This is a genomic window from Streptosporangium sp. NBC_01639, from assembly GCF_045209755.1.
GTDB lineage: Bacteria > Actinomycetota > Actinomycetes > Streptosporangiales > Streptosporangiaceae > Streptosporangium.
In genome coordinates this window covers 2,233,970-2,255,887 of sequence record NZ_CP109272.1, presented here as the reverse complement: position 1 = coordinate 2,255,887, position 21,918 = coordinate 2,233,970, and the positions used below count along the sequence as shown (strand labels likewise).

The following is a 21,918-nucleotide window of genomic DNA, read 5'->3' as shown; positions in this document are numbered from 1 at the left end:
CCCGCCGGCACGGCTCCAACGGCCGATGACGGCTCCGGTCTTCCTGGCCGAGGCGGCCGATCTGGCCCGTACGGAGTTCACGTTCGGCGGGCCGGAGGGACGGCACGCCGCGGCCGTACGGCGGCTGCGGGCCGGAGAACGGCTGGACCTGACCGATGGCGCAGGCACCGTGGCCGAGTGCGTGGTCCGCGATGCGGGCAAGGACTCCCTCCGTGTCGAGGTGCTCCGCCGTTACGAGGTTCCGGTCCCGCAGCCGCGCCTGGTCGTGGTGCAGGGCCTGCCCAAGGGCGACCGGGGCGAGCTGGCCGTGGAGATGATGACCGAGGCGGGGGTCGACGTGATCGTTCCCTGGGCCGCGGCCCGGTCCGTGACCCGGTGGAAGGGCGACCGGGCGGCCAAGTCGCTCGATCGCTGGCGCTCCACGGCGAGGGAGGCGGGCAAGCAGTCTCGACGGTTTCACCTACCCGAGGTGACCGGACCCGTGACCACCGCCGGAGTGGCCGCGCTGCTGTCGTCGGCCGCCCTGGGGATCGTGCTGCACGAGGAGGCGTCCTCCGCGCTCTCCGCCCTGGAGCTTCCCGGCGCCGGCGACATCGTCGTGGTGGTCGGACCTGAGGGCGGGGTCGCGGAAGAGGAGATCGTCGCGTTCCGGGAGGCGGGAGCCGTACCGGCGCTGCTCGGTCCGACGGTGCTGCGCACCTCGACGGCCGGGGTCGCCGCGGCGGCCGTGCTTCAGACGCGCTCCGGCCGCTGGTGATCTCCTAGCGGCCGGAGGAGACGGAGGTCGGCGCCTCCGTCGGCATCGGTGGCGCCGGTTCGTCGGGCGGCGGGCACTCCTCGACCGGGCAGGGGGTCTCCGAAGGGGTGACGGAATCCGATGGCTTCGAGGTCGGTGTCTCCTTGCACTCCTCCGTGAGCTCCTCCGGCTCGCCCGGTGTGCTTTCGGGGAGCGTCGTGGGGCAGGTGACGGACGGCGTGGGTTTCGGGGTGGGTTTCGGAGTCGGCTTCGGCGTGGCCCTGGGGCTCGGTCCGGTGCTCTTGGCGTGGGTGGGGAGCGGCGCGGGTGCCGTGGTGCCCGACCCCGACCTGGTGACGACCGGGAGGGGGTTGTGATTGTTCGAGGGAGCCCGCGAGGTGGCGGACAGGTCAGGTGCGGTCGACTGGGTGTAGGTGATTTCCTTGCTGTTCACCGTCTGGCTCACCTGCTCGCGGAATGTCGGCACCACCATGACCACGGTGGCCGCGACCAGGACGGCCCCGGCGACAGAGGCTCCGGCGCGCCACCACATCAGGCCGCGGAGCCCGCGTCTTTCCACGCGGGCGCGGATGATCTCCAGTCCGTCGGGGGAGGGAACGACCGAGTTCGCCTCCGCACTGAGGACACGGCGGAGCAGCTCGCCGTACTCGTCGGGGGAGTCGGTCATGACAGTTGCTCCAGTGAGGTCCGTAAGGCGGCCATGCCACGAGCGGTGTGGCTCTTGACCGCGCCCTTGCTGATGCCCATGGCATGGGCGATCTGCGCTTCTGAAAGGTCTCCGTAATAGCGCAGGACCAGTGCCTCGCGCTGGCGTGCGGGCAGCCCGCGCAGTGCCTCGATGACGGCGGACCGCTCGAACTCCCCGATCGCGCCGTTCTCGGCGCTCGGTGCGTCCGGCATGCCCTTGGGGGCGTACTTCTCCACGACTGCCCGGTGCCGAAGCACCGAGCGGGATCGGTTGACGACCGATTGGCGCAGGTAGGCGAGTGCCTTGTCGGTGTCACGCAGGCGACGCCAGGCGCCATGGATGGCGACGAACGCGTCCTGCACGACCTCCTCCGCGGTTGCCATATCACGGACGAGTAGCACAGCGAGACGCACGAGCGACCGGTAATGCGCGCTGTACAGCGCGGTAACGGCCATGTCGGCATCCCACCCGACGGGCACCGCCCCCAGCGACCTGTCGGCCACGAGGGTCTCGGTGGTCACATCAGTGGGACGCTCGGCCTTCCCAGAGGGTTTACGCTCTTCCGGTTCATTAGGGGGCATGACCCAGTCGTGTCCTCGCCAGGCGGCCATATCGTGCGAATCGTAATGGGCTGTGGTTGTTGAAGTTTTGCATACCCACCATATCCGGGTGGATCTTTCTTTGCTGGCGATGCACCATCACCGATTGGCAACGTCAGGGGAGGATAGGGTGCCTGCATGGTGAGCGAAGCCGACTGCCTGTTCTGCAAGATCGTGGCCGGAGAGATCCCCGCGAAGATCGTCCATGAGACCGATCGCACGCTGGCCTTCCGCGATGTCAACCCGCAGGCGCCCACGCACGTGCTCGTGGTCCCCAAGGACCATTACCCGGACGCGGCCGCGCTGGCCGCGGCCGACCACGGACTCGCCGACGACGTGCTCAAGGCCGCACACGCGGTCGCCGAGCAGGAGGGCGTCGCCGACTCGGGATACCGCCTGGTCTTCAACACCGGGCCCGGGGCGGGCCAGACCGTCTTCCACGTGCACGGACACGTGCTGGGCGGGCGTGGTCTGACCTGGCCGCCCGGGTAAAAACCGGTAAGCGCGACAGCGTCGATCACGGATACGATGGCGGAGTAGTTCCGCGCCGATACCTGGAGGCGAACAGGCCGAAAGGCCCGCCTATGTCCGAGACAAACGATTCCAGCAGAACGTCCCCACCACGATCGAAGGGCCCCAGCCGGACCCAAGCAAAGGTGGTGATTCCGGACGATCATTCGATGGTCAGCCTGCTGGGCTCGCGCGATGAGTTGTTGCGGGTCATCGAGGGTGCCTTCCGTGCCGACATCCACGTCCGGGGCAACGAGATCACGATCACCGGCAGCCCGGAGGAGAGCAGCACCGTGGTGCGTCTCTTCGAAGAGCTGTCGGAGCTCGTCCAGGGAGGGGCAGAGCTCACGACGGACGCCGTGGAGCGCAGCATCGCGATGCTGCGGATGACCTCCGACCGTCCTGCCGAGGTGCTCTCCCTCGACATCATCTCCTCACGGGGCCGGACCATCCGTCCGAAGACCGTGAACCAGAAGCGCTACGTCGACGCGATCGACAAGCACACCGTCGTCTTCGGCATCGGTCCGGCCGGCACCGGCAAGACCTACCTCGCGATGGCCAAGGCGGTGAAGGCCCTTCAGGAGAAGAAGGTCAACCGGATCATCCTGACCCGTCCTGCGGTCGAAGCGGGTGAGCGGCTGGGTTTCCTGCCCGGCACGCTCTACGAGAAGATCGATCCCTACCTGCGCCCGCTCTACGACGCGCTGCACGACATGCTCGATCCCGAGTCGATCCCCCGGCTGATGGCCGCGGGCACGATCGAGGTCGCCCCTCTCGCCTACATGCGAGGCCGCACGCTCAACGACGCCTACATCATCCTGGACGAGGCGCAGAACACCTCGCCCGAGCAGATGAAGATGTTCCTGACGCGTCTGGGATTCAACTCGAAGATCGTTGTCACCGGTGACGTCACCCAGGTCGACCTGCCGGGTGGCACACTGAGCGGCCTGAGAGTGGTTCAGGAGATCCTCGAAGGCATCCCTGACATTCACTTCAGCCGCCTGACCAGTGCGGATGTGGTGCGGCACAAGCTGGTGGCCGACATCGTGGACGCCTACGGGCGTTATGACGAGACGCAGCGGCAGACCAACGCGGCACCGGTGATCAAGGGTGTGGTCAAACGCTCCCGGGAGAGAACATGACGAGCGGGCCGCGGAGTGAGCGGGAAGCGGTGAACGACCAGTGAGCGCGGAGCGAATCCGACGCGGTGAGTGGAGCGGGTCGCGAGGTATGAGCGGGCCGCGGAGTGAGCGAGAAGCGGTGAACGACCAGTGAGTGTCGAGGTCAACAACGAATCCGGGGTGGAGGTCGACGAGGGGCTCATCGTCTCCCTGGCCGGATATGTGCTGGGACGGATGGGCATCAACCCGCTCGCCGAGCTGTCGATCCTGATCGTGGACGAAGACGCCATGGCGGTGCTGCACGAGCAGTGGATGGGGGAGCCCGGCCCGACGGATGTGCTCTCCTTCCCGATGGACGAGCTGCGTCCGGGCCCGGGCTCCGGAGCCCGGCAGGAGGGGGACGCCCCCACCGACCCCGCGCTCCTCGGCGACGTGGTGCTCTGCCCGCAGGTGGCTGCCAGGCAGGCGTCCGAGGCCGGGCACAGCACCGAGGCGGAGTTGGAGTTGCTGTGCACGCACGGCATTCTCCATCTGCTCGGTTACGACCACGCGGAGCCCGATGAGCACAAGGAGATGTTCGGCCTGCAGGGCGAACTCCTGGAATCGTGGCGGGAGGTGCGCACCCAACGGTGAACTTCGCCAACGGGTGGTTGTTCTCAGCCATCGTCCTCGTCGTGATCGGCGGGCTGATAGCCAGCGCGGAGACGGCTCTGGCCCGCATCTCGCGCGTCCGCGCTGAGGAGTTCGGCCGTGACGGACGCCGGGGCGCGGGGCGCCTGCAGGCGATCGTCGCCGATCCACCGCGCTATCTCAACCTGCTGCTTCTGCTCAGACTGAGCTGCGAACTGATCGCCACGGTGATCGCCACGCTGCTCTTCATCGACTGGCTCGACGACCAGGGCTGGGCCTACGCCGCCGCGGCCGCGGTCATGATCGTGGTCAGTTACGTCATCGTCGGCGTCTCTCCGCGCACGCTGGGCCGCCAGCACGCCGAGCCGATCGCACTCGCCAGCGCCCCTCTCGTGTACGGCCTGACCCGTATCTTCGGCCCGCTCCCCAAGCTGCTCATCCTGCTCGGCAACGCGGTGACGCCCGGCAAGGGTTTCCGGGAGGGGCCGTTCACCTCCGAGGCCGAGCTGCGCGACCTGGTCGACCTGGCCGAGGAGCGCAGGGTCATCGAGCCGGACGAACGGGAGATGATCCACTCGGTCTTCGAGCTCGGGGACACCCTGGTCCGCGAGGTCATGGTGCCCCGCACCGACATGGTGTTCATCGAACGCGGCAAGACGTTGAACCAGTCCCTGTCGCTCGCCCTGCGCAGCGGGTTCTCCCGGATCCCCGTGGTCGGTGAGAACGAGGACGACGTCATCGGCATCGCCTATCTCAAGGACATCGTGCGCCGGGTGCAGGAGACCGGTGACGGCGGCCAGGCCGAACAGGTCGAGACGATCATGCGTCCGGCCACCTACGTGCCGGAGAGCAAACCCATCGACCAGCTCCTCCGTGAGATGCAGGCCCGCCAGATCCACCAGGCCATCGTCATCGACGAGTACGGCGGGACGGCCGGCCTGGTCACCATCGAGGATGTCCTCGAAGAGATCGTGGGTGAGATCACCGATGAATACGACCAGGAGGCTCCCCGGGTGGAGCCGCTGGACGACGGCTCGGTCCGGGTGACGGCCAGGCTTCCCGTGGGCGACCTGGCGGACCTGTTCGGCATCGAGCTCGAGGTGGACGACGTCGAGACCGTCGGCGGTCTGCTGGCGCACGCGCTGGGCAGGGTGCCGATCGCCGGTTCCGAGGCGGTGGTGGAGGGACTCAGCCTGACGGCGGAGAGCCTCGCCGGGCGCCGTAACCGGATCGGCACGGTTCTCGTCAGGCGGACCGTCACCGCCGAGTCCGACTCGGTCGGAGCCTCGTCAGAACAGGATTGACCCCATAGGGCGATGAACGACGCCGATTGACAGATCCGGTGCGGGGACACGGCGAGCCGCGGGAAAGCCGGCCGCGTCGACGAGTTCCAAACGTTCCGCAACCGATCTGCAAGCGGTGCCTGTCATTCTCGCATTACGGCACCCGGTCGCGCGGGAGCCGGTGGAGATCGTCTTCGATGCCGGGGGGTCAGTGGCACCAGGGATGGCTCCGTGGGGGAAGAGCGCCAAGGTGGCCGTCATCCGGTCCCGCGTCGCTCACTTAAGGGTGTTCTCAAGCGCATAACGCGGTTGAGAACACCCTTTACGTGTTTCTCGATGATTGCCGCTTTTGCCGAGGGGGAAGAAAGCGGAGCGGCGGGGACAGTATTCCTCGCACGTGACATTCGGGGGAACGGTCATGAGGCGAGGGGTCCGAACGGCCATCGCGGTGGGCGCCTGCGGGGTTCTGGCCGGTGTGTCGGCGGCGTGCGGTGCCGGGATGAACTACAGCGAAAAGACGGGAAAAGACGCCGGCGCGGAGCTGGTGCGGCTGCGGGGGCTGTTACCGAAGGCGCAGGAACTACCGGACGGATTCTCCGCCCAGCCCGGTGAGGCGTGGAAGTCTCCTTTCCGCCCGGCCGGTCGCGACTGCCGGCTCGTCTTCGCCATGGCGGGGGGCAGCGCCCCGCAGTGGGCGCCGGAGAGCCGGGTGGACGCGACCTACGCCGGTGAGGAACTGGGTGAGCTGGCCGGTGTCGGTCTGGCGTCCTACACCGTCGACGGCGCCGAGCATCGCTTCGAGGAGCTGACCGAGGCCCTGAACGGCTGTCCGGTCGCCCGGAGTTCCCGGCCGGGCAGGGGCACCTCCCTGAGGGTGTCCAGTCTGGAGCTGGAGGCCTTCGGCGACGACGTGCAGGCCAAACGGCTACGCGGCCGGCTGGACGGATACCCCTACGAGATGCACGTGGTCTTCGCCCGGGTCGGGGGGACCCTGGTCTCGCTGGTGCACACCGGGCTCGCGGACGTCGATGTCAGGCGCACCCAGCAGTTCGCCCGGTTCCTTGTGGAGCGGGCGACCCCCTGACCAGAGCCGGGCCTCATTCCGGCCGGCGGTACGGGACGGCAGGCAGGTCGATGGGGACCGGAGGCCGGATGCTGGCTACCCTTGCGCTGTGAGTGACGCGACCCTCGACCCCGAGGACAACAAGATCATCGTTCTGGCCCGGTCCGCCCGTGCCCGTAACGGCGCCGCCGAGGGTGCCGCCGTACGCGACGAGACCGGCCGGACCTATGCGGCGACGAACGTGGCACTGCCGTCGCTGACGCTCTCGGCGCTGCAGGTCGCCGTGGCGATGGCCGTCTCCAGCGGCGCGGAGTCCCTGGAGGCGGCGGCGCTGGTCACCGCGGGGGCCGGACCGGCCGACGCGGACGCGCGGGCGGTCCGCGAAATGGGCGGTACGACGCTGCTCGTGGCCGACCCCAGCGGCACCGTGCGTCAGAACTGAGGCCGGCATCGGCGACAATGGTTGACGTGAGTTCCTCAGCTGCTGATTTCCATGCCGGTTTCGCCTGCTTCGTCGGCCGGCCCAATGTCGGAAAATCCACGCTGATGAACGCGTTGGTCGGCACGAAGGTGGCGATCACCTCTTCCAAGCCCCAGACCACCCGCCGGGCCATCCGTGGCATCGTGCACCGCCCGGACGCCCAGCTCATCATCGTCGACACACCCGGCCTGCACCGGCCCCGCACCCTGCTGGGCGAGCGACTGGACAGCCTGGTGCTGTCCACGCTCACCGAGGTCGACGTGATCGGGTTCTGCGTGCCCGCAAACGAGCCCATCGGCAAGGGTGACCGGTTCATCGCCGAGAAGCTCGCCGCGGTCAAGAAGACCCCCGTCGTCGCCGTCGTGACGAAGTGCGATCTGGCCACCCGCGAGCAGATCGCCGCCCAACTGCTGGCGCTCTCCCAGCTCGCGGACTTCGCCGAGATCGTCCCGGTCTCGGCGCAGTCGGGTGAGCAGCTCGACGTGCTGGCCGGTGTGCTGATCGACCGGCTCCCCGAAAGCCCCCCGTTGTACGAGGGCGGCCAGCTCACCGACGAGCCCGAGCAGGTGCTGGTGGGCGAGCTGATCCGGGAGGCGGCGCTGGAGGGCGTCCGGGACGAGCTGCCGCACTCGATCGCGGTCGTCGTCGACGAGATGCTGCCCCGGGAGGGCCGCGACGACCTGCTCGACATCTACGCGCACATGTTCGTCGAGCGGCCGTCGCAGAAGGCCATCGTGATCGGGCACAAGGGCAGCCGGCTCAAGGACGTCGGCAGCCGCGCACGTCAGCAGATCGAGGCGCTGCTCGGCACCAGGGTCTATCTCGATCTGCGGATCAGCGTCGCCAAGGACTGGCAGCGCGACCCCAAGCAGCTCCGTCGCCTGGGGTTCTACGACTGATCCCGTCGGGCTGTGCCGTCCGGGCGTGGCCGTCCGCCTGTGTCCGTCCGCCTGTGGCTGGCTGACTGTGCCCATCCGGGCGTGGCCGTCCGAGCGCGTCCGGCTGACTGTGCCCGTCCGAGCGTGTCCGGCTGACTGTGCCCGGCTGACCGTGCCCGTCCGCCTGTGCCCGGCTGACCGTGACCGATCAACGGAACCCGGTCGGCCGGGCCGAGGGCCGGGTGGTGCCGGTCCGGACTCCGCAGCCGGGACTCCTGCGATCAGGCCCAGGCCGGTGCGTTGCCGGTGTCCAGGTGGGACGTGCCCTCTCTCAGGCGCCGCCGCAGCTCGACGGCGTCCCCGCCGAGCGCGGAGACCAGGGTGCCGGGCCCGGCCAGGGGGAGCAGCGCCCAGCCGTCCCCGATCACCGACGCGGGTGCCCGCCCGCTGGTCAGGACGCTGCCGACGCACCGGGCGCCGCCGTACACGGCGGGGCCGGTGTCGATCGCCGGATCACCCACGACGAGCTCCTGCCGGAGCAGCGGGCCGTCCCCGGTTGTGGCGTCGAAGCGGGAGTGGCATCGGCCGGGGCTTTCGCCGTACCGGCCGAAGACGATCTCCTCGCGCCAGAACACCCGGGCGTCCTCGGCCAGTGACAGCCGTACCACCATGCGGTGCAGGCAGCCCGCCGCCAGCACAGTCGGCTCGGGGGCGAACCAGAGCGACGCTCCCGCGCCCACCCTGGCTGTGATCGTCATCAGCGACTCGGCCGGTCCGGAGCCGGGGAGCACCAGCGTGCTCGCGACCGACCGCACGTCCAGCGTGCTGCCCGGTCCCACCTCGATGTCGAGCGCGAGGTCGTCACCGCCGAGTGGCCCGGCGGCGGTGGACACCAGGTGCACCTGACCCGGCGCGGTCCCGCGCAGTGTAAGCGGCGGGTCGGACCGCATCCTGGCGAGCACGGTCCGCCCGCCCGGGCCGCGTTCGGTGACGATCGCGGCCCGGGCGGTCATCGAGCGCCGGGGGGCCGATCGTTCCAGCCGGCCGGTCGTCGGCATGCGGGTCAGACGTGGGTGTGGTCGTGGGACCAGGACCCGACGAGCCCGAGGACCCATTCGGCGACGGCGTGTGCGCCCGGTTCCTCCCTGACCGAGGTGAACAGCACCGGCCTGCCGCCCCGTACGGCCGCCGCGTCGCGGGACATGACCGTGAGATCGGCGCCGACCATGTGAGCCAGGTCGATCTTGTTGATCACGAGCAGATCGGCCGCCGTCACACCGGGGCCGCCCTTGCGGGGGACCTTGTCGCCGCCCGACACGTCCAGCACGAAGATCTGCCTGTCGGCCAGGCCCCTGCTGAAGGTGGCGGTGAGGTTGTCGCCTCCGCTCTCCACGATCACCAGGTCGAGCGGGCCGAACCGCTCCTCCAGGGTCTCCACCGCGTCGAGGTTGGCGGCGATGTCGTCGCGGATGGCGGTGTGCGGGCAGCACCCGGTCTGCACGGCGGCGATCCGCTCCGGGTCGAGCACCCCCGCCGCGCGCAGGAACTCGGCGTCCTCGGTGGTGTAGATGTCGTTGGTCACCACGCCGAGGCGCAGCGTCCGGCCGAGCGTCCGGCACAGGGCCGCGGTCAGCGCGGTCTTGCCGCTGCCCACCGGTCCGCCGATGCCCAGGCGGAGCGCCCGCCCGTGCGGGTCGGCCGCCTGATGGTGGTCGTCGTGGTTGGCGCCCATGGGCGTTACCGTCCTCTCAGGTGCTGGGGTGACGTCGGGTGTTCAGGAGACGAACAATCTCGATTCGGCGCGGGCGTGCCCTTCGGCGAGCAGATCGAGTGCGGGTGCGGCGTGTGCCGGGAGCGCCTCCCACCTGGCCGGAACGCTCGCGGCGATCCGCTCCAGCTGCGGGGCGAGGTCGGCGAGGAGCCGGTGGACCGGGACCGGATCGAGCCCCAGCAGCCGCACCGCCGCGGTGGCCGGTCCGGTGACGGCGGTGTAGGCCGCCGCGAGAGCGGCCTCTCCGGGGGCGCATCCGGCCGCCGCGGCCGCCGCGCCGAGTGCGATCGGATGATGGGCTCCCTGCGGTACGGCACCGGCCAGGTCGTCGAGCACCGGTGACGGCCAGATTCGCCGCGCGGTGCGCAGCAGCAGTCGGCCCTGGGTGCGCCCGGCCTCCCGCTGGGCAGGGGAGGCGGTCCTGGCGTCGGCCTCCGCGTCCAGCCGGGCCCACGGTCCGGTACGGCCGGCGGGAGCCTCCCGGCCGGCTCTCCCCGCGGACGGGTCGGTTGCGTCCGCGGCGCTGCCCGTCCCCGGAACCTCTCCTGCGAGCCGATGGCCGGGCCGACCGGGAAGGTGGTCACCGTTCGCCGGGTCGTCACCGACGACGCGGCGACCGGGAAGGTGGTCACCGTTCGCCGGGTGGTCGCCGACGACGCGGCCGGACGCGCCGAGTTCGCAGGCGGCCGCCGCCAGGCCCGCCGCCACCAGCCCCGCGGTGGCCAGCCGCCCCCGCAGGAAGGAGGCCAGGCTGGACAGGTCGTGGACCGCACCGGTCCTGATCGCCTCCTCGGTGCCCCCCGAGTGCCCGTGGCCCCCGGCGGGCAGCCGGGAGTCGGCCAGCAGCAGCAGCGCGGCGTGCATCAGAAGAGGAAGTAACGCTGGGTCATGGGCAGGGACGCGACAGGGGCGGGCTCGATCAGCTCGCCGTCCACGCGGACGGCGAAGGTGTCGGGATCCACCTCGATCCGGGGCATGGCGTCATTGAGCGGCATGCTCTCCTTACCCCGGCGCCGGACGTCGGCCACCGGCAGCAGGCGCCGCCGTACGGCGAGACGGTCGGCGAGCCCGTCCTCGATCGCGAGAGGGGCGACGAAGTGGACCGAGGTGGCGGCGGCGGTGACCGGGGCGGCGCCGAACATGGGGCGGGGCATGACCGGCTGAGGGGTGGGGATGGAGGCGTTGGCGTCGCCCATCTGGGCGTAGGCGATGACGCCGCCCTTGATCACCAGGTCCGGTTTGACGCCGAAGAAGGCCGGGTCCCACAGGACCAGGTCGGCCAGCTTGCCCGGCTCGACCGAGCCGACCTCTCCGTCCAGGCCGTGGGCGACCGCGGGACAGATCGTGTACTTCGCCACGTAGCGCCGGGCCCGGAGGTTGTCCGCGCGGCCGTCGCCCGCGAGCGTGCCCCGGCGTCCCTTCATCACGTGCGCGGTCTGCCAGGTCCGGATGATGGTCTCGCCCACCCGGCCCATCGCCTGGGAGTCCGAGCCGATCATCGAGATCGCGCCCATGTCGTGCAGCACGTCCTCGGCGGCCATCGTCGACGGCCGGATCCGGGACTCGGCGAACGCCAGGTCCTCGGGGATCGTGGGGTTGAGATGGTGGCAGACCATCAGCATGTCGAGGTGCTCGTGCAACGTGTTGACGGTGTGCGGGCGGGTCGGGTTGGTGGAGGAGGGCAGGATGTTGCCGTGGGAGGCGACCCGGATGATGTCCGGCGCGTGGCCGCCGCCCGCCCCCTCGGTGTGGTAGGCGTGGATCGTCCGGCCGCTGATCGCCTGCAGCGTGGACTCCACGAACCCGGCCTCGTTCAGGGTGTCGGTGTGCAGCGCCACCTGGACACCGGAGCTGTCGGCCACCGACAGGCAGGCGTCGATGGCGGCGGGGGTGCTGCCCCAGTCCTCGTGCAGTTTGAAACCCGAGGCCCCGGCACGGAGCTGTTCCAGCAGGCCCTCGGTGCTGACCGTGTTGCCCTTGCCGAGCAACGCGACATTGACCGGGTAGGAGTCGAGTGACTCCAGCATCCGCGCGAGATACCAGGCACCGGTCACCGTGGTGGCCTTGGTGCCCTCGGCGGGGCCGGTGCCGCCGCCGACGATCGTCGTCACCCCCGCGGCCAGGGCCTCGTCCAGGATCTGCGGGCAGATCAGGTGGACGTGGGAGTCGATCGCCCCGGCGGTCAGGATCTTCCCGTTGCCCGCGAGGATCTCAGTGGACGGGCCGATCACCAGACCGGGGTGGACGCCGTCCATGGTGTCGGGATTGCCGGCCTTGCCGATCGCGACGATCCGGCCGTCCCGGACGCCGATGTCGGCCTTGATCACGCCCCAGTGGTCGAGGATCACCGCGCCGGTGATCACCAGGTCGGGTGCGCCGTCGGCCCGGGTGGTCCTGGCCTGGCCCATCGACTCGCGGATGACCTTGCCGCCGCCGAACACGGCCTCGTCGCCCGCCCCCGCGGGACCCATCGCCAGGTCGTCGGTGACCTCGACGAACAGGTCGGTGTCGGCGAGCCTGATCCGGTCGCCGGTGGTGGGACCGTACAGCGCGGCGTAACGGGATCGTTCAATGAACATGGGGACTCCCGTCGAGAGGGCCGGCCCACTCCGCGCGCAGGCCGGGGACGATCCGTTGTCCGGTGATCGGCACGAGGGTCACGTCGCGCTCGACGCCGGGCTCGAACCGCACCGCCGTCCCCGCCGGCACGTCGAGACGGGTGCCCCAGGCCGCCTGGCGGTCGAACTCCAGGCCGGGGTTGGCGGCGGCGAAGTGGTAGTGCGACCCGACCTGGATCGGTCGGTCGGCGGTGTTGACGACACGGACGACGACGCGCTCGCGGCCCGGGTTGAGCGGGATGGGCGCCTCGCCGTACTGGATCTCACCGGGTCTCATCGCCCGCGGCTCCCCGGTCACGGGATCGGCTGGTGGACGGTGACGAGCTTGGTGCCGTCGGGGAAGGTGGCCTCGATCTGCACCGATTCCAGCATCTCGGGCACGCCGTCCATGACGTCCTGCCGGGACAGCACGGTCCGTCCCGCTTCCATCAGGTCCGCGACGGTCCGCCCGTCCCTGGCACCCTCCATCAGGAAGGACGCGATGAGCGCGGTGGCCTCGGGGTGGTTGAGCCGGAGTCCCCGGGACCTGCGGTCACGGGCGACACCGGCGGCGACGTGGATGAGCAGGCGTTCCTGCTCGTGTGGGGTGAGCCGCATCACCAGACCATAGGAACCGGCGGTTTCCGAAATGTTGCACGGCGATGTCGGGGCGGTTTCCGCATCCCTCGCGGCTCACCTGTGCCCTGCCGCGTACCCCGAGCATACCTTCGCGTGCCTCGGCGGACGGCCGGCGGCCCCCGCTCCGGCCGCCTCCGGCGTGCCGGCCGTGACCTTCGGCCGGGTCGGCGCCCTACGGCACGGCGACCCGGAGCGGAGGATACTGAGCGATCTTGATCTGCACCGACGAGGCGCCGGTGGGCAGTGCGAAAAGGCTCCAGAACTCCTTCGGCCGGCCCGGCGCGATATTTCCCGTGCTCAGGCGGACGCCCGCCATCTCGGTGCAGGCGCAGTAGGTGTCGGTTCCGTCGTCGGTCTGCACCAGGATCCTGCCCGGCAGGTACTGCCGCCGGGCGGCGGCGTCCGTCAACCGCACGTTGCTGGCGGCATGGTACTTGTACGACATCCAGTCGGCCGACCAGTTCAGCTCGTGGTTCCAGGCCTCCGCGTCACCCTCGTTGGAGATCTTGTAAGTGAGGACGCCCAGGTCGCCCGCGAGCCGCCGCAGGCCGGTCACCTCCACGGCGAACGGCTGCCCGTCGTACTTGGCGCGCGACGTGGGGCCGTTCCCGTCCGGCACCGGATCCGCCCCGGGAGTGGTCGCGGGCCGCGTCTCGGCGGGCCGCGGCTTGGCGAACGTCACGGTGACGCGCCGGTTGCGCCGCCGCCCCTCCTCGTCGTCGTTGCTGTAGAGCGGCTTGCGTGAGCCGTACCCCTTGGCCTGGAAGCGCACTCCCGACCTGGTCAGCAGGCCGGACAGGGCGCGCTGCACGGTTTGGGCGCGGCGCTGGGAGAGCGGGTCGTTGATGGCGTCGGTGCCCGAGGAGTCGGCGTGCCCCTCGACCGTGACCGTGGCGCCCGCGGAGGTGTCGACCAGCTTGGCGGTGCGTGTGAGCACGGCCTTGGCCCGGGACGTCAGGTCGGCCTTGTTCAGTGCGAAGAGCACGTCGGAGGAGAGGTTCACCTGCAGATCCCGGCCGTCGTCCGCGGTCTCCTCGGACTTGTCGAGCGACTCCGACGGCACCGTGACCCGGTGACTGATCACGGTGACCGGCTGGGCGTCGGGGTCGGGGATGTCCTGGCCGGGCGGTGGTGTGACGGGGTCGTCGCTGATGGGCACATCGATCATGGGAGGACCGGGTGGGGCGACGACGGTGGTGGTGGCCGGGTTGCCCGAGGGGGCGGGGGTGACGGCGTACACGGTGATCGACTTACCGGGTTCGATGAAGTAGCCCAGGTCGTCACGCTGCTCGTCGCTGCACAGGCAGGGGCTGTCCGCTGGCTTGTAGGGCAGGATCCACCGGTGGGCCGGGGCGTCGAGCACGCCGATCCCCGAGGCCCAGCGGATCTCGCCGAGCGGGCGGGTGTTGTCCCCGAGTTCGCCGGTCCAGGAGAGCTGCTTGTCGGTGCCGGTGTTGGAGAGCCTGAGCTGGATCACCAGGTGCTTGCCCGCGACCCGGTTCAGACCGACAACTTCGATCTTCAAGGTCGGGGTCTCGGTGCTCTGTGTGCTCGCCAGCGCGGGACGGGTGTCCGCTCCGTCACCGGTCGGCGAGGAGGACGCGGACGTCGACGCAGGGACATTCGGCCGCGCGGTGGGTGCGGCCCCGGACTGGCGTTCCTCACCGCCGCCGCCCTGCCGGACACCCGTCAGCCCGCATGACGTCAGCATTGCCGTCACCACTGTCATGGTCACGAGCGACGTCCGTTTCCTCACCATCGCCAGCTCCTCATCCGAAAGGTCCAAGGGAGTCCTCAGGTTAGTGAGCCGACATTCAGGATCGGCATAGTCCCCCACCGGAGGGCCCGGATGCGGGGCGGCCGGCACCGGGGCACGGGCACCGGCGAGGACGGCCGCCCCTTCTGCCCGCGTCGGTCCCAAAGCGGTGTCGCGGGTGGATAGCGGCTGGTCAAAGCGGTGCTCGTGTCCGCGGTTAGCTCACGGTAAACCGCAATTAACAGATGCGATCTCCATGGGAAATCTCACTCGGTCACCTTGACGGCAGATAGATCGGTGCGGGGGCCGTACCGGCAAGGAGGAAGAGCCATTGAGGAATTCAGCCTGGCGTTCCGGTGTCGCCCTCGCGACGTTGGCCACCGCTCTCACCGCGTGCAGTGGCGGGGCTCCCGCCAAGGAGAGCGCCGCCGTCTCCGGCGGTGGTGACGATATCAAGGTCGGCGTACTGCACTCCCTGAGCGGCACGATGGCCATCAGCGAGGTCACGGTCAGGGACGCCGAACTGCTCGCCATCGAGGAGATCAACGCGGCCGGCGGCGTGCTCGGCAAGAAGCTGGTCCCCGTGGTGGAGGATGGCGCCTCGGACTGGCCGACCTTCGCGGAGAAGGCCACCAAGCTCATCCGGCAGGACAAGGTGGCCACCACCTTCGGCGGCTGGACCTCGGCGAGCCGCAAGGCGATGCTGCCGGTCTTCGAGCGGAGCAAGGCGCTGCTGTGGTACCCGGTGCAGTACGAGGGGCTGGAGAGCTCGCCGTACATCTTCTACACCGGCGCCACCACCAACCAGCAGATCATCCCCGGCCTGGACTACCTCAAGGAGCAGGGCAAGAGGAAACTCTTCCTGGTCGGCAGCGACTACGTCTTCCCCCGCACCGCCAACAAGATCATCAAGGCGTACGCGGCGGCGAACGGCATGGAGATCCTCGGTGAGGAGTACACCCCCCTCGGCCACACCGAGTACAGCACGCTGACCAACAAGGTCGTCCAGGCCAAGCCGGACGCGGTCTTCAACACCCTCAACGGTGACAGCAACGTCGCCTTCTTCAAGCAGCTCAACAGCGCCGGAATCACCGCGGAGAAGATGCCCGTCCTGTCGGTGAGCGTCGCCGAAGAGGAGGTCAAGGGTATCGGCGTGGACAACATCGCCGGTCACCCGGTCGCCTGGAACTACTACCAGACCACCGACACCCCGGCGAACGGGAAGTTCGTCGCCGCGTTCAAGGCCGAGTACGGCGCCGACAAGGTGACCTCCGATCCGATGGAGGCCGGCTACAACGCCGTCTACCTCTGGGCGGAGGCGGCCAAGAGGGCCGGCACCGTCGAGGTCGAGGCCGTGCGCAAGGCCGCCGGGGGGATCACCCTGGCCCGCCCCGAGGGCAAGGTCACCATCGACGGCGAGAACCAGCACATGTACAAGACGGCCCGGATCGGAGTCATCCAGCCGGACGGCCTCATCAAGGAGGTCTGGAACTCCGGCGAGCCGATCAAGCCCGACCCCTACCTGAAGGGCTACCCCTGGGCGAGCGGTCTGGCCACCGGCTGACGCCCTCCACAGAGACGGGCGGCCCGCCGGCCGCCCCCGCAGACCGGCTCCGGAGCGCGACGGTCGAACGACCCGCGGACAGAACCGCGGCGCCGCTCCCGCTCCGGAGCCAGACACTCGTAGGAAAGGGACACCGGTGGAGGCGTTTCTCAACCAGCTGCCGATCGGCCTGTCGATCGGCGCGGTGCTGCTCCTCATCGCCCTCGGGCTGACCTTCACGTTCGGCCAGATGGGTGTGATCAACATGGCCCACGGCGAGTTCATCATGGCCGGGGCGTACACGGCCTACCTGCTGCAGGACCTCACCGGCCGGACGGCCGTGATCGTCGCCCTCCCGGTGGCCTTCCTGGTCGCCGGGCTGATGGGGCTCATCCTGGAACGGACCGCCATCCGGCACTTCTACGGCCGCCCACTCGACACCCTGCTGCTCACCTGGGGCGTCAGCCTCGTGCTCCAGCAGCTCGCCCGCGACCTGTTCGGAGCGCCCAACGTCCAGGTCCAGGCCCCGGCCTGGCTGCGGGGCGGAATCGGCATGCTGCCCTACAACCGGCTGTTCATCTTCGCCCTGGCGCTCGCCACCGTCGCCGGCATCTGGGCCTATATGAACCGCACCGGCCAGGGCCGCCGGATGCAGGCCGTGATGCAGAACCGGCGGCTCGCCGCGGTCAGCGGCATCAACACCGGCCGGGTGGACCAGCGGACCTTCTTCATCGGCTCCGGTCTCGCCGGGGTGGCCGGGGTGGCCCTCACCCTGGTCGGCCCGGTCGGTCCGGCGCTGGGCACCTACTACATCGTCGACGCCTTCCTGGTGGTCGTCGCCGGCGGGCTCGGCCAGCTCCGCGGCGCCGTCATCGCCGCCGCCGGGCTCGGCCTGCTGAACTCCTACGCCGAGTTCTGGACCGATGCCAGCCTGGCCAAGGTGATCGTGTTCGCCGGGGTCATCGCCTTCCTCCAGTTCCGGCCCCAGGGGCTGTTCGTCCTCCGATCGAGGGTGCTGTCGTGAACCTCGCACGTCTGAGAGGACCGGCCGTCTTCGCGGCGGTGGCCGTGCTCGCCCTGGTCGTCGCGCCACTCCTACTGGAGCCCTTCCGGCTCGGCCTGCTGGCCAAATACCTCTGCTTCGCGATCGTCGCCCTCGGCATCGGTCTCGCCTGGGGGCAGGGCGGCATGCTGGCCCTGGGACAGGGCGTGTTCTTCGGGCTCGGCGGCTACGCGATGGGCATGCACCTGAAACTGGTGGACGCCCGGGGAGAGCTGCCCGACTTCATGGTGTGGAGCGGGGTCGAGCACCTGCCCGCGCTCTGGAAACCGTTCGCCAACCCGGTGTTCGCGCTGGCCATGGTCGTTGTCGGGCCGATGCTGATCGCCACCCTGCTGGGGCTGCTGGTGTTCCGGCAACGGGTACGCGGCGCGTACTTCGCGATCCTCACCCAGGCACTCGCCGCCGCGTTCGTCATCCTGCTCGTCGGGCAGCAGGGCCTGACCGGAGGCACCAACGGGCTGACCAACTTCTTCGACCTGTTCGGCCGGGACCTGGCGGCGGACTCTACCCAGCGCGGGCTGTATTTCGTGGTCGCGGTCGTGCTCGGCCTGCTCTACCTCGGTGCGCGGCAGTTGGTGAACAGCCGTTTCGGGCGGCTGCTCGTCGCGGTCAGGGACGGCGAGGACCGGGTCAGGTTCCTCGGCTACGACCCGGCCGTCGTCAAGACCGTCACCTTCGCGATCTCGGCGGGCATGGCCGGGCTCGCGGGCGCGCTGTTCGTGCCGGTCGTCGGGATCATCTCACCCGCGCTGCTGGGTGTGGTCCCCTCGCTCGAACTGGTGGTCGGGGTGGCGGTGGGCGGCCGGTCGGTGCTGGCCGGCGCCGTCCTGGGAGCGGTGGTCATGGGATACGCCAAGACGTCCTTCAGCGAGCAGTTCGCCGACGGCTGGCTGTACCTGCAGGGCGCGCTGTTCGTCCTCGTCATGACCCTGGCGCCCAGGGGGATCCTCGGCCTGGCGGCGACGGCGCGCGACGCCCTCGGCCGCCGCAGGGGAGCCGGCCGTACCGGTCCGGCCGCCCGGTCCGCCGAGCCGGGCGCGGCCCGGGTGATGGAGGAGGTCGGATGAGTCCGATGATCGAGATACGCGGGCTTGAGGTGGTGTTCGACGGTTTCCGGGCCATCGACGGCATCGACCTGACCGTCGAGCAGGGGGAGCTGCGGTTCCTGATCGGCCCCAACGGGGCGGGCAAGACGACCCTCGTCGACGTCATCACCGGTCTCACCCGTCCGTCCGCGGGCGAGGTCAGGCTCGGCGGCCGGGACCTGACCGGCCTGCGCGAGCACCAGATCGTCCGGCTCGGCGTCGGGCGGACCTTCCAGACCTCGGTGGTCTTCGAGGAGCTCACGGTCCTGGAGAACCTCGACCTGGCCGCCTCGTTCCGCCTCCCGCTCTGGTCCTTGGCCCGGCGCAGGCGCGGTGCCGGAGAAGCCGTCACCGAGGCGCTGGAGACGACCGGGCTGGGGCCGTTGACCGACCGGCCCGCCGGGGTGCTCTCCCATGGGCAGCGGCAGTGGCTGGAGATCGGCATGCTGCTCGCCCAGCGGCCCCGGCTGCTCCTGCTCGACGAGCCGGTGGCCGGGATGTCGACGGAGGAGCGTGAGCGCACCGGCGAGCTGCTGACGTCGGTGGCGCGCGATCACACGGTGATCGTGATCGAACACGACATGGAGTTTCTGCGCAGGTACGCCTCGCAGGTCACGGTCCTGCACGAAGGCAAGGTGCTGGTCGAGGGGTCGGTCGAGCAGGTGCGCGGCGACCCTCGCGTGCAGGAGGTCTATCTCGGAAGGAGGCCGAGCGATGCTGTCGGTACAGGATCTTGACGCCGGGTACGGCAGGGCCCGGGTGCTGTTCGGGATCTCTCTGGAGGTCGAACCCGGCCAGCTCGTCTGCGTGATGGGCCGCAACGGCGTGGGAAAGACCACCCTGCTCGACACGGTGATGGGGGTGCTCGGGGCGACCGCGGGATCGGTCACCTTCGACGGGCGCGACGTGACCCGCCTCGCGCCGCACGAACGGGTACGGCTCGGCATGGCCTACGTCCCCCAGGGCCATGAGACCTTTCCCCAGCTCAGCGTCCTGGGCAACCTGCTGGTGACGTTGGAGGCCGCAGGCGGTCCGCAGGAGGCGCTGGAGCAGGCCCTGGAGACCTTCCCCCGCCTCAAGCCCCTGCTCAAGCGCCGTGCCGGATTCCTGTCCGGTGGTCAGCAGCAGCAGCTCGCCATCGCCCGCGCGCTGGTCACCCGGCCCAGACTGCTCATCCTGGACGAGCCCACCGAGGGCGTCCAGCCGTCCATCGTCATCGAGATCGAGGAGGCGATCGAGCGCCTGCACGGCTCGGGGCTCGCCGTGCTGCTGGTCGAGCAGTACGTGGATGTGGCCCTGCGCCTGGCGGACCGCTTCCTGATCCTCGACGCCGGGCGCGTCGTCCATTCGGGGGCGGCCGAGGAACTCCGCGGTGAGGAGGTCCACCGCCTGCTCGCGGTCTGACCGGCTCCGGGCGTGCCCGGAGCCGGTCACCGGTTCAGCGGCAGCGCCTCGAAGGAGTTGAAGCTGACCTCCACGCCGGAGCCGCCACCCGCCGCGTGGGCGAACATGCCGATGGAGCCGGAGGCGAACGCGTCCTTCCTGTCGATCCGGGAGACGACCTGCCTGCCGTTGACGCGCAGGCTCAGGCTGGTCCCCGCCGCGACGCTGCGGCAGGTCGCCTGCAGGCTGACGAGCCGGCCGGGGTGGTAACCGGGCACGCGGCCGCGTTTCACCGTGGCGGGCGACTCGCCGCTCTTGGCGATGGAGGCGGCGCCGTCGCTGGTGATCGAGAACTCGTAGCGCCGGGCGCCCCTGTTCAGGCCGCGGCAGAAGACGCCGAAGGTGCCTTCGCCGTCCAGCATCTGGAGTTTCGCGGTGATGGTGGTGTTCTTCACCGGGGTGCTCACCGGGGCGATGAGCGGGAGGTAGTCGTCCGACGCGGCGACGATCCGGTAGGCGCCCCGGACCGGCCGGTGCTTGCCCCTGCCCCGCGCCGCCACGGTCCAGCCGCTTTGCGGGCCGCTGAAGTCGTCCGTGAACGGCAGGGTCCGTGCCGCTGCGGGCTCCGCCGCCGTCGTGGTGGCGGACGGCGAAGGGGCGGCGGACGGTGCCGTGGTGGCGGCCGGCGACGGGGTCGCGGGCGTGGAGAGCGGCGGGAAGTCCGTGGGCCCGGCCGGACCGCTCAGCTCGACGGCCGGTTGCGTCGGGGGCTCGCGGTCGACCGTCGCGCTGTCGTCCGGGAGGAAGAAGGAGACACCGGCGATGACCAGCGCGACCGCCACCCCTCCGGCGAGGGGAAGGGCGACCGACCGCTGCCACCTCGTCGAGGAGGCGCCCACCGGGGCCGGGCCCGGCGGGCGAGCCGCCGGCCGTTCTCTTACGGCGGGGAGCGCGGGGGGCCGTTCCCGCACGGCGGGCGGGCCGGGAGGCCGTTCCCTCGTGGCGGGGAGCGCGGGGGGCCGTTCCTTCGCGGCGGGTGGACCGGGGGTCCGGGAGAGGCGCGGGTCCGGCCCGGCGAGCGGGATGCGGGGGAGGGCCGGGTTGGTGGGAAGGTCGAGTGGTCCCATGTCCTGCGGGCTCGGCGGGGCGAGCGGCGGGGCGAGGGACGTGATGGGGTTGGCGGCGCCCGTCAGGATCCTGAGGATGTCCTGCACGCTCGGGCGGTGCGCGGGATCCCAGGCGAGGGCGCGCCCGGCCAGGTCGCGGAGCGGACCGTGTAGCCCGCTCAGGTCCGGCTCGACGCTGCCACCGGGCGGTACGGCCGGGCCGGGTTCGAGGCCGTTGCCGTGCAGTCCGGTCAGGCCGGGTCCGACGTGGTCACCGTACAGTCCCGTGCCGCCACCGGACGGGGCACGGCCGGTGGCCGCGTACAGGACGACACCGCCCCAGGCGAACACGTCGGACGCGGCGCCGACCTCCTCGCCCCGCGTCTCCTCCGGCGACACGTACCAGGGTGTGCCCGCCCGGCCGGTGAGATGGGCGACGCCGAAGCCGATCACCCTCGGCCCGAGCGGACCCAGCAGGACGGCGGACGGCCGCAGGTTGCGGTGCACGACCCCGGCGGCGTGGACGGCCTGCAGGGCGACGGCGGTGGAGACGGCCAGCGTGCCCAGGGCCGAACCGGTGAGGGGGCCGTCGGATTCGACCCGCCGGCGCAGGTCCGGACCGTCGACGTACTCGGTGACCAGGTAGGCCTGGTCACCGTCGAGCCTGGTGTCCAGAACCGGGGCGATGCAGGACCTGGCGGCACGGGAGGCGGCGACCGCCTCCGGCTGGAACCGCTGCCGGAACACCGGCCCGACGGCCAGGTGCGGGTGGACGAGCTTGACGGCGACCTGGCGGCCGTCGGGGTCACGGGCGAGGAACACCTCGCCCGTGCTGCCCTGCCCGAGCCCGCGCACCACGCGGTACGGCCCAATGACACGATCCATCGTCCCCTGCTTCCAGAGATCTGCCAGTGGATTTTAAGGGGTATTTCGGTCATTGAGTCGGTAGGACGTTTGATCTCGTC

23 protein-coding genes are annotated in these 21,918 nt (G+C 70.4%); 13 read left to right on the top strand and 10 right to left on the bottom strand.

The window, feature by feature from the left end; translation table 11 throughout:
• Positions 1 to 25: 25 nt before the first annotated feature.
• On the top strand, positions 26 to 757 hold the full coding sequence (locus OHA77_RS10090; RefSeq protein WP_406317639.1) for a 16S rRNA (uracil(1498)-N(3))-methyltransferase: 732 nt from the start codon (positions 26 to 28) through the stop codon (positions 755 to 757).
• A 4-nt stretch (positions 758 to 761) separates the two neighbouring features.
• Here the strand turns inward: OHA77_RS10090 and OHA77_RS10085 are convergent, their stop codons facing one another.
• Both OHA77_RS10085 and OHA77_RS10080 read right to left on the bottom strand, forming a co-directional pair.
• Positions 762 to 1,424 carry a hypothetical protein gene (locus tag OHA77_RS10085; RefSeq protein WP_406317637.1) on the bottom strand — a complete coding sequence of 221 codons (663 nt, stop codon included), beginning with the start codon at positions 1,422 to 1,424 and terminating at the stop codon, positions 762 to 764.
• Positions 1,421 to 1,900, bottom strand: a complete 480-nt coding sequence (locus OHA77_RS10080) for a SigE family RNA polymerase sigma factor (RefSeq protein ID WP_043655278.1) — start codon at positions 1,898 to 1,900, stop codon at positions 1,421 to 1,423. The genes OHA77_RS10085 and OHA77_RS10080 overlap by 4 nt, the downstream gene beginning before the upstream one ends.
• Positions 1,901 to 2,185: 285 nt before the next feature.
• On the opposite strand from OHA77_RS10080, the gene OHA77_RS10075 reads away from it, so the two are divergent.
• The 7 genes from OHA77_RS10075 (at position 2,186) to era (ending at position 8,031) form a co-directional block, all read left to right on the top strand.
• Complete coding sequence (locus tag OHA77_RS10075; protein ID WP_326827025.1) at positions 2,186 to 2,536, top strand: histidine triad nucleotide-binding protein; 351 nt, start codon at positions 2,186 to 2,188, stop codon at positions 2,534 to 2,536.
• A 92-nt stretch (positions 2,537 to 2,628) separates the two neighbouring features.
• On the top strand, positions 2,629 to 3,696 hold the full coding sequence (locus OHA77_RS10070) for a PhoH family protein (RefSeq protein ID WP_406317635.1): 1,068 nt from the start codon (positions 2,629 to 2,631) through the stop codon (positions 3,694 to 3,696).
• Between the two features lie 129 nt (positions 3,697 to 3,825).
• Positions 3,826 to 4,308: an rRNA maturation RNase YbeY gene (ybeY, locus tag OHA77_RS10065; protein WP_326820895.1), complete on the top strand. Its 483-nt coding sequence runs from the start codon at positions 3,826 to 3,828 to the stop codon at positions 4,306 to 4,308.
• Complete coding sequence (locus OHA77_RS10060) at positions 4,305 to 5,609, top strand: hemolysin family protein (RefSeq protein ID WP_326820896.1); 1,305 nt, start codon at positions 4,305 to 4,307, stop codon at positions 5,607 to 5,609. The genes ybeY and OHA77_RS10060 overlap by 4 nt, the downstream gene beginning before the upstream one ends.
• A gap of 397 nt (positions 5,610 to 6,006) precedes the next feature.
• Positions 6,007 to 6,672, top strand: a complete 666-nt coding sequence (locus OHA77_RS10055) for a hypothetical protein (RefSeq protein ID WP_326820897.1) — start codon at positions 6,007 to 6,009, stop codon at positions 6,670 to 6,672.
• A gap of 88 nt (positions 6,673 to 6,760) precedes the next feature.
• Positions 6,761 to 7,093, top strand: a complete 333-nt coding sequence (locus tag OHA77_RS10050; protein ID WP_406317632.1) for a cytidine deaminase — start codon at positions 6,761 to 6,763, stop codon at positions 7,091 to 7,093.
• A gap of 17 nt (positions 7,094 to 7,110) precedes the next feature.
• The gene (gene era, locus OHA77_RS10045) at positions 7,111 to 8,031 is read left to right on the top strand and encodes a GTPase Era (RefSeq protein WP_406317630.1); all 921 of its coding nucleotides are present in this window, start codon (positions 7,111 to 7,113) and stop codon (positions 8,029 to 8,031) included.
• Between the two features lie 260 nt (positions 8,032 to 8,291).
• Here the strand turns inward: era and OHA77_RS10040 are convergent, their stop codons facing one another.
• From OHA77_RS10040 to OHA77_RS10010, 7 genes are all read right to left on the bottom strand, one after another.
• Positions 8,292 to 9,068: an urease accessory protein UreD gene (locus tag OHA77_RS10040; RefSeq protein WP_406317629.1), complete on the bottom strand. Its 777-nt coding sequence runs from the start codon at positions 9,066 to 9,068 to the stop codon at positions 8,292 to 8,294.
• A 5-nt stretch (positions 9,069 to 9,073) separates the two neighbouring features.
• Positions 9,074 to 9,742 (bottom strand): urease accessory protein UreG, encoded by a 669-nt coding sequence (gene ureG / locus OHA77_RS10035; protein WP_406317627.1) that lies wholly within the window; start codon positions 9,740 to 9,742, stop codon positions 9,074 to 9,076.
• Positions 9,743 to 9,784: 42 nt separating this feature from the next.
• A complete protein-coding gene (locus OHA77_RS10030) occupies positions 9,785 to 10,645 on the bottom strand; it encodes an urease accessory protein UreF (RefSeq protein ID WP_406317626.1) in 861 nt (286 codons plus the stop codon).
• A complete protein-coding gene (locus tag OHA77_RS10025; protein WP_406317624.1) occupies positions 10,645 to 12,360 on the bottom strand; it encodes an urease subunit alpha in 1,716 nt (571 codons plus the stop codon). The genes OHA77_RS10030 and OHA77_RS10025 overlap by 1 nt, the downstream gene beginning before the upstream one ends.
• Positions 12,350 to 12,676: an urease subunit beta gene (locus tag OHA77_RS10020; RefSeq protein ID WP_406317622.1), complete on the bottom strand. Its 327-nt coding sequence runs from the start codon at positions 12,674 to 12,676 to the stop codon at positions 12,350 to 12,352. The genes OHA77_RS10025 and OHA77_RS10020 overlap by 11 nt, the downstream gene beginning before the upstream one ends.
• A 17-nt stretch (positions 12,677 to 12,693) precedes the next feature.
• Positions 12,694 to 12,996 carry an urease subunit gamma gene (locus tag OHA77_RS10015; RefSeq protein ID WP_326820905.1) on the bottom strand — a complete coding sequence of 101 codons (303 nt, stop codon included), beginning with the start codon at positions 12,994 to 12,996 and terminating at the stop codon, positions 12,694 to 12,696.
• A 193-nt stretch (positions 12,997 to 13,189) separates the two neighbouring features.
• Positions 13,190 to 14,776 (bottom strand): OmpA family protein, encoded by a 1,587-nt coding sequence (locus OHA77_RS10010; RefSeq protein WP_406317620.1) that lies wholly within the window; start codon positions 14,774 to 14,776, stop codon positions 13,190 to 13,192.
• Between the two features lie 328 nt (positions 14,777 to 15,104).
• Here OHA77_RS10010 and urtA point away from each other — a divergent pair, with 328 nt between their 5' ends.
• From urtA to urtE, 5 genes are all read left to right on the top strand, one after another.
• Positions 15,105 to 16,337, top strand: coding sequence for an urea ABC transporter substrate-binding protein (gene urtA / locus OHA77_RS10005; protein ID WP_406317619.1), 1,233 nt, complete (start codon positions 15,105 to 15,107; stop codon positions 16,335 to 16,337).
• A 136-nt stretch (positions 16,338 to 16,473) separates the two neighbouring features.
• Positions 16,474 to 17,340 (top strand): urea ABC transporter permease subunit UrtB, encoded by an 867-nt coding sequence (gene urtB / locus OHA77_RS10000; RefSeq protein WP_406317618.1) that lies wholly within the window; start codon positions 16,474 to 16,476, stop codon positions 17,338 to 17,340.
• The gene (gene urtC, locus OHA77_RS09995; RefSeq protein ID WP_406317616.1) at positions 17,337 to 18,446 is read left to right on the top strand and encodes an urea ABC transporter permease subunit UrtC; all 1,110 of its coding nucleotides are present in this window, start codon (positions 17,337 to 17,339) and stop codon (positions 18,444 to 18,446) included. The genes urtB and urtC overlap by 4 nt, the downstream gene beginning before the upstream one ends.
• Positions 18,443 to 19,201 carry an urea ABC transporter ATP-binding protein UrtD gene (urtD, locus tag OHA77_RS09990; protein ID WP_406317614.1) on the top strand — a complete coding sequence of 253 codons (759 nt, stop codon included), beginning with the start codon at positions 18,443 to 18,445 and terminating at the stop codon, positions 19,199 to 19,201. Before urtC ends, urtD begins: the two co-directional genes overlap by 4 nt.
• Positions 19,179 to 19,868, top strand: a complete 690-nt coding sequence (urtE, locus tag OHA77_RS09985) for an urea ABC transporter ATP-binding subunit UrtE (RefSeq protein WP_326820910.1) — start codon at positions 19,179 to 19,181, stop codon at positions 19,866 to 19,868. The genes urtD and urtE overlap by 23 nt, the downstream gene beginning before the upstream one ends.
• 26 nt (positions 19,869 to 19,894) lie before the next feature.
• On the opposite strand, the gene OHA77_RS09980 is transcribed toward urtE, so the two are convergent.
• Positions 19,895 to 21,838, bottom strand: coding sequence for a protein kinase domain-containing protein (locus tag OHA77_RS09980; RefSeq protein ID WP_406317613.1), 1,944 nt, complete (start codon positions 21,836 to 21,838; stop codon positions 19,895 to 19,897).
• Between the last annotated feature and the right edge of the window lie 80 nt (positions 21,839 to 21,918).